Annotated in this window: 13 protein-coding genes; 4 read left to right on the forward strand and 9 right to left on the reverse strand. The window is 50.1% G+C overall.

The annotated features are described in order from the left end of the window. Positions 1-119: 119 nt before the first annotated feature. On the forward strand, positions 120-1,490 hold the full coding sequence (locus tag CSR04_RS19320) for a sensor histidine kinase (RefSeq protein WP_102797973.1): 1,371 nt from the start codon (positions 120-122) through the stop codon (positions 1,488-1,490). Between the two features lie 32 nt (positions 1,491-1,522). Here the strand turns inward: CSR04_RS19320 and CSR04_RS19325 are convergent, their stop codons facing one another. The 5 genes from CSR04_RS19325 to CSR04_RS19345 all read right to left on the reverse strand — a co-directional run bounded on the left by CSR04_RS19325 (position 1,523) and on the right by CSR04_RS19345 (position 6,148). Beyond that, positions 1,523-2,290 (reverse strand): ParA family protein, encoded by a 768-nt coding sequence (locus CSR04_RS19325; RefSeq protein ID WP_102797974.1) that lies wholly within the window; start codon positions 2,288-2,290, stop codon positions 1,523-1,525. Between the two features lie 130 nt (positions 2,291-2,420). Further along, positions 2,421-4,067, reverse strand: a complete 1,647-nt coding sequence (pgi, locus tag CSR04_RS19330; RefSeq protein ID WP_102797975.1) for a glucose-6-phosphate isomerase — start codon at positions 4,065-4,067, stop codon at positions 2,421-2,423. A gap of 99 nt (positions 4,068-4,166) precedes the next feature. After that, positions 4,167-5,120, reverse strand: a complete 954-nt coding sequence (tal, locus tag CSR04_RS19335) for a transaldolase (RefSeq protein WP_102797976.1) — start codon at positions 5,118-5,120, stop codon at positions 4,167-4,169. Between the two features lie 248 nt (positions 5,121-5,368). Next, positions 5,369-5,689: a DUF2834 domain-containing protein gene (locus CSR04_RS19340; RefSeq protein WP_216362599.1), complete on the reverse strand. Its 321-nt coding sequence runs from the start codon at positions 5,687-5,689 to the stop codon at positions 5,369-5,371. Between the two features lie 36 nt (positions 5,690-5,725). Continuing rightward, the gene (locus tag CSR04_RS19345) at positions 5,726-6,148 is read right to left on the reverse strand and encodes a hypothetical protein (RefSeq protein WP_245921760.1); all 423 of its coding nucleotides are present in this window, start codon (positions 6,146-6,148) and stop codon (positions 5,726-5,728) included. Between the two features lie 501 nt (positions 6,149-6,649). Here CSR04_RS19345 and yaaA point away from each other — a divergent pair. Both yaaA and CSR04_RS19360 read left to right on the forward strand, forming a co-directional pair. Continuing rightward, on the forward strand, positions 6,650-7,423 hold the full coding sequence (yaaA, locus tag CSR04_RS19355) for a peroxide stress protein YaaA (protein WP_102797979.1): 774 nt from the start codon (positions 6,650-6,652) through the stop codon (positions 7,421-7,423). 114 nt (positions 7,424-7,537) lie between these two features. After that, positions 7,538-8,275: a MipA/OmpV family protein gene (locus CSR04_RS19360; protein WP_102797980.1), complete on the forward strand. Its 738-nt coding sequence runs from the start codon at positions 7,538-7,540 to the stop codon at positions 8,273-8,275. 63 nt (positions 8,276-8,338) lie between these two features. On the opposite strand, the gene CSR04_RS19365 is transcribed toward CSR04_RS19360, so the two are convergent. The 4 genes from CSR04_RS19365 to CSR04_RS19380 form a co-directional block, all read right to left on the reverse strand. Then, positions 8,339-8,764 (reverse strand): DUF4426 domain-containing protein, encoded by a 426-nt coding sequence (locus tag CSR04_RS19365; RefSeq protein WP_172449433.1) that lies wholly within the window; start codon positions 8,762-8,764, stop codon positions 8,339-8,341. A gap of 102 nt (positions 8,765-8,866) precedes the next feature. Further along, positions 8,867-9,415: a YggT family protein gene (locus CSR04_RS19370; protein ID WP_102797982.1), complete on the reverse strand. Its 549-nt coding sequence runs from the start codon at positions 9,413-9,415 to the stop codon at positions 8,867-8,869. 21 nt (positions 9,416-9,436) lie between these two features. Next, positions 9,437-10,255: a pyrroline-5-carboxylate reductase gene (gene proC, locus CSR04_RS19375; protein ID WP_102797983.1), complete on the reverse strand. Its 819-nt coding sequence runs from the start codon at positions 10,253-10,255 to the stop codon at positions 9,437-9,439. Positions 10,256-10,326: 71 nt separating this feature from the next. Next, a complete protein-coding gene (locus tag CSR04_RS19380; RefSeq protein WP_102797984.1) occupies positions 10,327-11,025 on the reverse strand; it encodes a YggS family pyridoxal phosphate-dependent enzyme in 699 nt (232 codons plus the stop codon). 118 nt (positions 11,026-11,143) lie between these two features. On the opposite strand from CSR04_RS19380, the gene CSR04_RS19385 reads away from it, so the two are divergent. Further along, entirely contained in the window at positions 11,144-12,181 is a 1,038-nt protein-coding gene (locus CSR04_RS19385) for a type IV pilus twitching motility protein PilT (protein ID WP_102797985.1), read from the forward strand. Positions 12,182-12,185: the final 4 nt, after the last annotated feature.

Here is a 12,185-nt window from a genome sequence, read left to right on the forward strand (position 1 = left end):
TGTTGAAAAAACGTCCAAATGGCTAACGCAAGAAACTTACCAATCTCGCCTAACTGAACTAGGATTAGCAAAAAGCTATTGCTTCAGCTTCCGGCTGTTGCCAAACCCCAGGGATTTGCATGCTGGCCACACTGGAAAATCTGCTTTTGGAGGTATCCAAGTCCGACCGCATTGATATGGGGGATATGCGCGAGGCCGAAGAAATGATTTTGCAGTCATTGCTTAAAGGGCTGAATATCAAGCGGGCAGGGATCTGGATGCGTGATGATGCGCTGGACGGTATTCGATGTTCCCTGCTGATTGATTTGCATCATCAAAGCCGCCTGGAAGATATCTTATTAACCCGTCAGCAATACCCTGATTACTTTGCCGCCCTGGACGAAGAGCGGCGTATTTCTGCGGACAATGCCCTGAGTCATCCGGCCACCAAAGAGTTCGCCGAGTCTTATTTAAAGCCTTTGGGAATTACATCTATGCTGGACCTACCCATACGCCACCGCGGGCGTGTGGTAGGGATTGTGTGCTGCGAGCATATTGGTGCGGCGAAAGTCTGGACAGCGGATGAAAAAACCTTTGCCGGGGTTCTGGCTGATATGGTGGGGCGAGCGATATCAGCCAAGGAACGTAATGAATATGCCAGACAACTGGAGGTGTCCAACGAGTCGCTGGAAGCCCTGGTGCAAAAGCGTACCGCCAGTCTGGAGCAAACGCTGGACAGCCTTAAAGTGGCTCAGCAACAATTGGTGGAAAACGAAAAAATGGCCAGTTTGGGAAGTCTGGTGGCCGGTGTGGCGCATGAGGTCAATACTCCCCTTGGCATTGCCGTGACCGCCGCCAGCCATTGTCAGTTGGTATTGGGTGAACTAAAAGCTGCCGCACAAGATAATCAACTAACTCGTAGTCTGCTGAATAGCACGCTGGAAAATATGGATGACTCGCTGAATCTGATTAACCATAATCTGGCCAGAGCGGCGGAACTGGTGCAGAATTTTAAAAAAACCGCAGTAGATCAGCATAATCTGGCCCTGACCGAGTTTGAACTGGGCGATTACATTCAAGTCGTAATGTCCAGTTTATTGCCCATTCTGAAAAGCAAAAAAATCCACTTCGAATTGCTTAATCCGGTCGCAATCTCCATGTACAGCTATCCCGGTGCACTGGCCCAGATTTTGACAAATCTGGTGAACAATGCAGCCCACCATGCATTTGAACAGGACGCTGACAATCAAATTTGTATTCAATTGAAACCTGATAACAGTGACAAGGTTGAATTATTGTTTCGCGACAACGGCTCAGGTATGCCTGCAGAGATAAGAAGACGCATCTTTGAGCCGTTCTACACTACTAAGCGTGGTCAGGGAGGTTCAGGCTTGGGATTGTCTATTTCTTATAATCTGGCGACTGCCAAACTGAAGGGCAAGATGTCGGTGGAATCCTCGCCAGGACAGGGCACAGAGTTCAGGCTGGTGCTACCCAGAAAAGTCTCTTAGCCGGTGACCTGTCTGGCGGCATGCTAGATGGGCTAGTCAACCTGGCCTTCGAGTAAGTTATGCAAAGACAACAGAGACTGGCTGAGCTTGTGCCGTGGAGACAGATGGATAAGCGGCTGTCTGGCCTGATGTGACTCGCGCATTTTAACCGATTGGCCTAAGTACACGGGCAGAACCGGCAACTGTTCCTGCTGCAAATCACGGATGATCTGATTGGGCAGTTTGGCGTTAGCCATATATTGGTTGGCAATCACCCCTTCAATCTGCAAATCGGGATTGTGGTCTTCACGGATTTCTTCAATGCGCTGGCACAGATTGTACAAACCCTGACGCGAAAAGTCGTCGCAATCGATGGGAATAAGACAGCGCTGCGCACCAATCAGCGCGGAGAGGCTGTAGAAGTTCAGTGCGGGCGCCGTGTCGATGTAAATGCGTTGATAATGCCCGGTAAGATTGGCAAGTGATTCTTTGAGCTTAAAAATTTTATGCCGACTGTGCAGTTCACTTTCAATATTGGCCAGTCGCGCAGAGCCGGGTAGCAGGTCCAAATTGGTAAAGGCGGTGGCGTGGCAAAACTCGCTGGCTGGACGGCGGTGCAAATGAAAGGTGATAAATTGTTCAAATAAGTCGGCAATGTTGTCCTTTGGCTGCTCGGCATTGAGATACTGGCTGGCGTTACATTGAGTATCCAGGTCGATGACCAGGGTTTTCAGACCCTGAGCGGCGGAAATAGCCGCCAGATTTACCGCAATACTGGATTTTCCTACCCCACCTTTTTGATTAAACAGTACCCGAATCATTGCCTTCGCTCCTTGTTATGTTGCAAGTCTGGTCAACCCAACTATGCAATAATGGCTCCAGTTGCGGCACAAATAATAGCGGTAACCCATAAAAAAGGGCGGAAATTTCCGCCCTGTGATTGTGTACTGGCTAGTTTGGGTTAGCCTCACGGAAACGACTAATCAATGCGTTGGTTGAGGCATCGAAGTCCAGCGCGGCGCTACTGTCGGTAAGCTTGGCCAGAATGTTGTTGCCCAAAACCTTGCCGAGTTCCACGCCCCATTGGTCAAAAGAGTTCACACCCCAGATGGCTCCTTGTACAAACACCTTATGCTCGTACAACGCCACCAGCGAGCCTAAGGTTTTTGGATCCAACTGCTGAAACAGTAGCGTGTTGCTGGGTTTGTTGCCGGGCATGGTTTTGTGGCTGGCCAGCGAATGACATTTTTGTTCGCTAAGTCCTTTGCCTTCCAGCTCAGCATAAGCTTCTTCGTAAGTTTTGCCCTGCATCAGCGCCTGGGTTTGACCGAAACAGTTGGACGCCAGCATGGCATGATGGGTGTCATCCTGATTCGGCACATGCAGTGGCAGCATAAAATCTGCCGGGATCAGCACCTGCCCCTGGTGAATCAGCTGATGGAAAGAGTGCTGGCCGTTGGTGCCTTCGCTGCCCCAGATAACCGGACCAGTGGCATAATTGACCTGCTCAGCATCACCTGCCACAGACTTGCCGTTGCTTTCCATATCCAACTGCTGCACATAGGCAGGGAAACCCCGCAGGTAATGATAATAGGGCAGCAGCACATGGCTTTGCGCAGCAAAGAAATTAGCGTACCACACCCCCAGTAGCGCCATCAGCATGGGTAAGTTTTGCTCTGGTGGTGCCTCGTTAAAGTGCTGGTCCATGGCAAATGCGCCTTCCAGCAACTGCCGATAATTCTCATAGCCCAGGCCCAGTGCGATAGGCAGTCCTATGGCCGACCACAGTGAATAACGGCCGCCTACCCAATCCCACATGGGGAAAATATTATTTTCATCCATACCAAAGTCTACTGCGGCTTTAATATTGGACGACACACAAATAAAGTGTTTGGCAATATCCTGTTGGCTGCCGCCGGCATTCAGGAACCAGGCCTTGGCGGTCAGGGTATTTTGCAGGGTTTCCTGGGTAGTAAAGGACTTGGACGACATCACTATCAGGGTGTCTTCATGGTCAAGATTTGCCAGCACATCCTGGATATGACAGCCGTCTACGTTGGCGACAAAATGTAGCTTAATGCCTTGATGCCAATAGGGCTTTAAGGCCTCAAACATAATTTTCGGGCCGAGGAAGGACCCACCAATACCAATACTGACAATATGCTTGATGGCTTTGCCGGTGTAGCCTTTGTGTTCGCCGCTGTGAATTTGTTTCACAAAGCGCTGGATTTTATCCTGCGTAGCCAATACCTCGGGCATCACATCCTGGCCGTCTACCATAACCGGCGAGCCGGAAAAATTTCGCAGCGCGGTATGCAGTACTGCACGTCCTTCTGTGTGGTTGATGATATCACCGGCAAACATGGCGTCACGTTTGGTACTAACCTGACGCGCTTGTGCGAGGCTAAACAAAGCCTTCAGGATCTCGTCATTGATTAGGTTCTTAGAGTAATCTAACTCAATACCGCACGCCTTGGCGGTGTAACGTGCGGCCCGGTTCGTATCCTGCTTGAACCAGTCGCGCATATGCTGGCCGTCCAGGCTTTGTGCAAGGGATTGCAGGTGTTGCCATTGGCTGGTTTGGGTCAGGCTGGTCATCTTCTCTCCATTGTTGTACTGGCCGCCAATTACCTTGGTTGGCCTGAATCTTAAAACACCAACGCCCGCATTGGGCGGGCGCTTATTCGATGGATTGTGTTAGAAAAACGCTTTGAGCATGGTTTCCAGTTTTACCTGGTCGGCGGCGAAACTACGAATGCCTTGTGCCAGCTTTTCTGTCGCCATAGCGTCTTCATTCATCTGCCAGCGGAAGTCGGCTTCGCCGAGGCGTTCACCTGGTTGTTTGCTCTGCCCGTTATCCTGCAATTTGACTTCCAGTGGAGCGTCGCTTTGGGCAAGTTGTTCCAGTAAGTCCGGGCTGATGGTTAAGCGGTCGCAACCGGCCAGTTCGGTGATTTCACCGGTATTACGGAAGCTCGCGCCCATCACTACGGTTTTATAACCATGTTCTTTGTAGTATTGATAAATCTGCGTAACAGACTGTACACCGGGATCTTCAGCAGGGGTGTAGTCTTTTTTATCGGTATTGGCTTTGTACCAGTCCAGTATGCGGCCCACAAAAGGTGAAATCAGGAACACACCCGCTTCGGCACAGGCGCGGGCCTGGGCAAAACTGAACAAAAGGGTCAGGTTGCAGTTAATGCCCTCTTTTTCCAGTTGCTCTGCTGCACGAATGCCCTCCCAGGTGGAGGCAATCTTAATCAGGATGCGCTCTTTTTCCACCCCAACCTGTTTGTAAAGGTCAATCAGCCGATGGGCCTTTTCAATAGTCGCCTGTGTATCGAAAGACAAACGCGCATCCACTTCGGTGGAGATGCGGCCGGGAATAATATCCAGAATTTCCCTGCCGATACGCACCGCCAGTTTGTCGCCTGCATCAATAATCTGCTGCGTTGGATCATTGGACTGTTGCTTGGCCCACGCAACAGACTTTTCAATCAGTTCCTGATAGTGGGGCAAAGATGCCGCTTTGAGCAGCAGGGACGGATTGGTTGTGGCATCAACGGGGTGATACTTGCGAATGGCTTCGATGTCGCCCGTATCTGCGACCACAGTGGTAATTTTCTTTAAAGATTCCAGTTGATTTGCCATGTGATCCTCTTTTGTGAAAGTTAATTTCGTAAATTTACAACAATCTTGGTGTCGTCTCTATTACGAATTATGACTGAAACCGTGACTTTTGTGATAAGCCCGGAATACATAGTGACTTGCGTTAGTATCTAAGCGTGTCGATAAGTGTACCGTTTTCAGCCCGGCAAACACAGTTGAGAGAGGTAAAAAACGTTGGAAAATGGACACCCTCGCAGGCTGTGAACGTTTGGTTTGTCAGGCTGGTGAAATTAGTGCTTGTCGCTGCTTGCTGCACCGCTCTGGCGTCTCTCTAATCCGTACCGGTCCCTGAGCAGCAAATAGAGGGGCAGACCCTGCGATACACCTACACAGAAGGTTGCCACAACGGCCGTCCAGGCCGAGGCAATTTTTTGTTTTCGTCCATCCACAAGGATAAATACACTGAGGACTAAGGCTGACAATGCTACGTCCAACCAGGCAAACAGACTTAGCGACGAGGCACTTATCTCGCTGACAAGCATTGGCAGATTAAGGCCCTGCTGGCTTAACCAGGACCAGACTGCTGCCAGCGGCAGCAGGGTCCCCAGCACGCACATCAGGGCTTAAAAATACGTGATGCGCAGCATTTAAAATTGATAGCTGATGGTGGCGTTGCCGCCGGCATAATTGTTATCGTCAGCCGACACCCGGCCATAACCGGCTTCCAGGCGGAACCGCCAGCCTGACTGGTTTAAACCATTGACGCTGTAGCTGTATGACAGAGCGGCCCCCTGAATTGAGTGTTCATCGAAGATGCTGCCGATTGCACAGGCCAGACCACTTAAACCGTCATCTTTATCGCAATCATCTATGTCCCGCACACCCACCGCGCCGGCCAGCAGGCCGATACTGTGCTGCTGGTTTGGGTCCAGCGCATATTCAAAGCCTACCGAGAAGCCATCGTCCAGCCCTAAGTTGTACTTGGCGTACCATCGTTGATTATCGGTGTTTGACCAGGATACTTCCGGTACAACGAAATAGGGGTATCCCGCACCCAATGAAAAGTTCACATCGTTGGCAAAGGCAGTAGGGGCTGTTTATCTTTCGAGTATGATTTTGCAGCAGTTTGTGGGCCCTTTATACAAGGCAGCGCGAACGTGGTGTAGTGATTCTACATGAGTGAGTAATAACGCCGTAGAAAGGGCCCACAAGCGCTGCCCGAAGGGTTCAACCCAGCCCCTCCTGCTCGGTGTTGCCGGGCTTTGACTTAGGCCCACTAGGCCAGCAGCCCGGCGTCGTGATCAGAAGGGGCTGGATTTGAACAAAATCTATACTTGAAAGATAAACAGCCCCTAGCAAAGCACAGACTAAGTAAAATCAGTCCTTTTTTCATGGTGTTATATCCTTAGTGTTGATTTGGCAGGATAGTAAACAGCAAGAAAGACATTTGATAGGTGGGCATGTGGTTATTTTGTAAAACTTTGCAAAAAACAATCCGTCCCTGAGTCCTGCATTGAACCTTAAAGACGGGCTGGTATAGTAACGGCCTTTTTGCTGTTTCGAATCTTGTTATGCTGATTGTATTGTCCCCCGCCAAAAATCTCGATTATGACACTCAGGCCCATATCCAGGCCTATAGCCAACCTATGATGCTGGACCAGGCTGAAGCCCTTATTCAGGTCTGCCGGGATCTGTCGCCAGCCCAGGTTGGTAGTTTGATGCATATCAGTGACAAGCTTGCGCATCTGAATGTTGAGCGCTATCACAACTGGTCCCTGCCATTTAACCAGCATAATGCTAAGCAGGCCGTGCTGGCCTTTAATGGCGACGTGTACACCGGCCTTGAAGCCGCCAACCTGAGCGAAGCTGACCTGAACTATGCCCAGCAGCATTTGCGCATTCTGTCCGGGCTGTATGGTTTGCTCAGGCCTTTGGATTTGATGCAGCCTTACCGCCTGGAGATGGGCACCAAGCTGGCAAACCCAAGGGGCAAAGATCTTTATCAATTCTGGGGTGAACGTATTACCAGCGGATTAAATCAGGCGTTAAGTGAACAGGGGGATAATGTTCTGGTGAACCTGGCCTCGAATGAGTACTTCAAGGCAGTTAAGCCTAAAACACTGGATGGAATGATTGTTACCCCGACTTTTAAAGATAAGAAAAACGGCCAATACAAGGTCATCAGCTTCTTCGCCAAGAAAGCCAGAGGCATGATGGCACGCTTCATTCTGACCAACAGGTTGACGGAACTGGAACAGCTAAAAGACTTTGACCTGGGGGGCTACCGTTTTGACTCATCTCAATCCTCCCCGCGGGAACTCACCTTTATTCGTGATGAACAATAGATCGGATCGCTGACTTTCTCTGTATAAAAGCTGGCAACAACTTTAATACAGTTCTTAACACTTCTGTCTTGATTGGGTTGCTAAGATTCAGGCTTGAAAAAACAGGAGAACAGAATGCAACTACGGACGATTTGTTTATGTGTGGCACTGGCTGCGGCCGGACATGCCCAGGCAGAAGGCAAGTGGGGGCTGGGCCTGGGGGCTATTACTGCTACTTCCCCCTATTTGGGGGAATCCCGGGATTTTCTGGTGGTCCCCCTGGTAAGTTATGAAGGGGAAGACTTTCATTTTAGCGGTGTATCCGCCACCTATGATTTGTATGAAAATGAGACGCTGGCACTGAAGGCCTATATCAGCCCCGGCTTTGATTTTTTTGATCCGGATGATGCTGACTGGCAGAGCATGAAAAGCCTCAAGGAACGTAAATTTTCTGTAATGGCTGGCTTTGAGCTTGAAGCCGATTTGGGCTTTGCCACCAGTACCTTGTCTGCAGGCCATGATGTTACCGGCAATGCCAGTGGCTACAGCCTGAGCTGGGGAATTAGCCAACATTATGCACTGGCAAAAGGTTTAATGCTGATCCCCGAAATCGGTGTGGTGTATGCTGATGCCAAGGTGGTGGATTATTATTACGGAGTGGATAGCGGGGAAAGCCCGTATTTTGGTGCTTATGAAGCCGACTCTGCACTAAATCCTTACGCCTCGTTAACGCTGATGTATCAGATTGATAAAAACTGGCAAGTGTTCAGCAATCTGGAATATACAAAGTACGATAGCGAAATTAAAGACTCGCCCATCGTGGGACGAGACGGCGATTTGCAATTCCTGGCGGCGTTTAGTTATACCTTCTGAACAATAAGGGGCTAATCAGCCCCTTAACCCTTTGGATATCAACTACGTTCATCTGAGACAAGGCTATTCGGCGTAGAGCTTCTGATTAAATCGCAACGTTTGCCGCTGGTTGCCGTTAGAAATGTTGATTTCGAAACGCATATCCTCTTCATAGCGAAACCCCATGGTCGCTATATAGTAGATGGCCTTGCCTTCGTTGATTTCCTTAAATTCCAAAGGCTTGGCGCGGCCCATCAGGTCGGTTGCTGAACCGGTTACCAATACCTTTTGCGCTTCTTTTGTGGCGCTGTCCAGGACCGAGATATTGACCAGGGCACTGTATTTACTGCGCTGAATACCATAGGCACGTGCTACTTCCGGGGTAAGAAAACTGCTGGTCAGGGCAATGTAATGCACATCCCAGTCTCCAAGTTGTTTCATCTGTTCGGCCTGTGCCGGCGTCAATGCGCCAAGCAGCCAGGCAAAGCAGAGCGCTTTCAGTAATTTCATGATGTTACTCACCTTGTTGGCGGTGTGATAAGTATAGTACCCGAGCTATTCTGCATTGTGTTGAACTTGTCTGGCGGCACCCTGGGGTGCCGCAATCCATCTTCAGGCCAGGCCCAAATCTCGCAGCAGATAGGTTAAAAACTGAATCGCAATAATGGCTACCAGTACCGACAGATCCAGCCCGCCCATGGGCGGTAAAATACGCCGGATAGGTGCCAGTAAAGGTTCAGTCAGTTGATAAAGCACTAACTCCATAGGGTTACGCCCCTGGCTAAACCAACTGAGAATGGCGCGAATAATCAGGATCCAGAAAATTAACGACAAGGTTTGGCTGACTAACACGGCCAACGAGTAAAGCAGCACGGCGAGGGGATTAAACATTTGCCAGCCTGCGCCACCTAAGACAAAGTTCAGCACCGTTAGCTTAGCAAAGGCTACCAGCAGGGCTAATACCAGCGTGGCAGTATCCAGATTACCCAAGGAAGGCAGAACCCGGCGCATTGGGCCAACCAGCGGATGGGTAGCCTTAACCACAAACTGGCTGAATGGATTGTAAAAATCAGCGCGGGCTAATTGCAGCCACAAGCGCAGGATAACGACCATCAGATAGAGGTCAAACAAGGTGCCAATCAGAAAATGCATGGAACTCATGGTGCTTCCCTAAAGTACAAATTAAAAAACCTTACTCATTTCACCAGCACGGTTGACCGCGGCTTGCATGGCGTTGTTAACCAGCTCGCGTAGCCCCTGTTGCTCAAACTGCTCGATGGCCGCTGCCGTCGTGCCGCCTTTGGAGGTAACCTGGGCGCGCAAGGTGGATAACTCAAGATCTGAATTGTGACAAACCATGTGTGCCGCGCCCAGCATCGCCTGCTCTACCAGCAAGCGTGCAGTATCTTTGTCAAATCCCATCTGCATGGCAGTATCCTGCATGGCTTCTAAAAATAAGAAAAAATAGGCCGGACTGCTGCCTGCGGCGGCGGTGACGGCATCCAGCATGGATTCTTTTTCCACCCAGGCGGTTTTACCTACCTGGCCGAGTAAATCCCCGGCAAAATTACGGTCTGGCGCATTTACCTGACTATTGGCATACAAGCCAGTCATTCCCAGCCCCAATGCACTAGGGGTATTGGGCATGGTGCGCACCAGTGGATATTGTCCGCCCAGCATAGCCTGCAATCTGCTGACCGGCAGCCCGGCGGCGATTGAGATAAATAATTTACCGTCCAAATTGGTTTGTTGCAGTTGTTCACCCACTTGGGCCATTAACTGTGGTTTCACCGCCAGTACCACGACTTCGGCATTGGCCACTGCCTGCAGGTTGTCCTGAGTGATTTGTATGGCAAAATCGTGCTGCAATGCCTCCAGCTTTGGCATGGATGGATTGCTGGCGGTAATCAGTTCAGCCGGATAGCCGCTTTTAACCATACCACTGATAATACTGCGGCTCATATTGCCAGCACCGACAAAAGTAATTTTTCTGTGTTGCATGTTTCTCCCGTTGTGGGTCGGAAGGTATTCCGACACCTTTATCATGTGTTTTACAGCGGTTGGCCAGATCTTTAGGTATTTTTTTGTCTTTCCCCAAATATGGCCGTGCCTAATCTTACCATAGTCGAACCGGCCTGAATGGCTGCCTGCATATCCCCTGACATGCCCATGGACAAGGTATCCACCTGAGGGTAACGAGCTCTGAGTAACTCAAACAACTGATGTAACTGTTTAAACACCTGACGTTGCGCCTCTTCATGCTGTTGCGGTGCCGGAATAGCCATCAAGCCGCGCAGGGTCAGATTGGGTAAGGCATTAACCTCTTCTGCCAGGGCCAGCAACCCGGCACTGTCTGTGACGCCAGACTTGCTGTCCTCGCCACTGATATTCATTTGCAGCAGCACTTGTAGCGGCGCTTTTTTAGGCGGACGCTGTGCGCTTAAACGCTGGGCTATTTTTAGTCTGTCAACCGACTGTACCCAATCAAAATGCTCGGCTACGGCTTTGCTTTTGTTCGATTGCAGAGGGCCGATAAAATGCCACTGAATATCCTTAAGGTGTTGCAGAGAGTGGATTTTTTCTATCCCTTCCTGTACATAATTCTCACCAAACAAGCGTTGTCCGGCAGCATAGGCCTGCTCAATCGCCTCAACGGGTTTAGTTTTGCTTACCGCCAGCAAGGCCACCTGCTGTGGTGATTTATTCAGCGCAGTGCAGTGCTGAGCTATGCTTTCCAATGCGCTTTGTAGTCGTTCTGCTATGGTTTTCATGAGTGGATCTTGTGATTGTATCGGGTCAACGACATAAGGTTATGCCAGGGCATACCGAACATACCAGGTTTCTATGGTACACCTTGGCTTTTCAAACAGTTAACAGACGGAGTAGGCTGTGGATATTACCGAACTTTTAGCCTTTAGTGTCAAGAATAAGGCCTCGGACCTGCATTTGTCCGCCGGTTTACCGCCCATCATCCGGGTGGACGGCGAAATGCGTCGCCTGAATGTGCCAGAGCTCGATCATAAACAGGTGCATGCGTTGGTGTATGAAATCATGAATGATAAACAGCGCAAGGAATACGAGGAAAATCTGGAAACTGACTTTTCCTTTGAAGTGAAGGGGCTGTCGAGGTTTCGGGTGAATGCCTTTATTCAGAACCGCGGGGCCGCAGCCGTGCTGCGTACTATTCCCAGTGACGTACTGACGCTTGATCAGTTAGGTGCGCCGCAGATATTTAAAGAAATCATTAATCAGCCGACAGGGATAGTATTGGTCACCGGGGCAACCGGTTCGGGTAAAAGTACCACGCTGGCTGCCATGATTGACCATATTAATACCAACAAGCGTGAGCACATCCTGACCATTGAGGATCCCATCGAGTTTGTGCATGAAAACAAGATGAGTCTGATAAACCAACGGGAAGTGCATCGCGACACACACAGTTTTAATAATGCCCTGCGAAGTGCCCTGCGTGAGGACCCGGATGTGATTCTGGTGGGGGAGCTGCGTGACCTGGAAACCATTCGTCTGGCGATTTCCGCGGCGGAAACCGGCCACCTGGTGTTTGGCACCTTGCATACTAACTCTGCCCCCAAAACCATCGACCGGATTATTGACGTATTTCCTGCTGAAGAAAAAGCCATGGTGCGTTCCATGTTGTCAGAATCTTTACGGGCGGTGATTTCGCAGACCCTGCTCAAACGTATTGGTGGCGGTCGTATTGCCGCGCATGAAATCATGCTGGGTATTCCGGCTATACGTAACCTGATCCGTGAAGACAAAGTGCCGCAAATGTATTCAGTGATCCAAACCGGGCAGGCCCATGGTATGCAAACCATGGATCAATGTCTGCAACGTCTGGTGGCGATGGGGCAAATCAGTGCGCAGGATGCCGCGGCTAAATCCATTGATAAGCAACCTAAGTTTTAGGAGT

The sequence above is a fragment of the Bowmanella denitrificans genome (genome assembly GCF_002887595.1).
Lineage (GTDB): Bacteria > Pseudomonadota > Gammaproteobacteria > Enterobacterales > Alteromonadaceae > Bowmanella > Bowmanella denitrificans.

What these genes read in the sequence shown, in the direction of transcription:
- CSR04_RS19320 (WP_102797973.1), top strand. Translation starts at nt 120, where the DNA reads ATGCTGGCCACACTGGAAAATCTGCTTTTGGAGGTATCCAAGTCCGAC.
- CSR04_RS19325 (WP_102797974.1), bottom strand. Translation starts at nt 2,290, where the DNA reads ATGATTCGGGTACTGTTTAATCAAAAAGGTGGGGTAGGAAAATCCAGT.
- pgi (WP_102797975.1), bottom strand. Translation starts at nt 4,067, where the DNA reads ATGACCAGCCTGACCCAAACCAGCCAATGGCAACACCTGCAATCCCTT.
- tal (WP_102797976.1), bottom strand. Translation starts at nt 5,120, where the DNA reads ATGGCAAATCAACTGGAATCTTTAAAGAAAATTACCACTGTGGTCGCA.
- yaaA (WP_102797979.1), top strand. Translation starts at nt 6,650, where the DNA reads ATGCTGATTGTATTGTCCCCCGCCAAAAATCTCGATTATGACACTCAG.
- CSR04_RS19360 (WP_102797980.1), top strand. Translation starts at nt 7,538, where the DNA reads ATGCAACTACGGACGATTTGTTTATGTGTGGCACTGGCTGCGGCCGGA.
- CSR04_RS19365 (WP_172449433.1), bottom strand. Translation starts at nt 8,764, where the DNA reads ATGAAATTACTGAAAGCGCTCTGCTTTGCCTGGCTGCTTGGCGCATTG.
- CSR04_RS19370 (WP_102797982.1), bottom strand. Translation starts at nt 9,415, where the DNA reads ATGAGTTCCATGCATTTTCTGATTGGCACCTTGTTTGACCTCTATCTG.
- proC (WP_102797983.1), bottom strand. Translation starts at nt 10,255, where the DNA reads ATGCAACACAGAAAAATTACTTTTGTCGGTGCTGGCAATATGAGCCGC.
- CSR04_RS19380 (WP_102797984.1), bottom strand. Translation starts at nt 11,025, where the DNA reads ATGAAAACCATAGCAGAACGACTACAAAGCGCATTGGAAAGCATAGCT.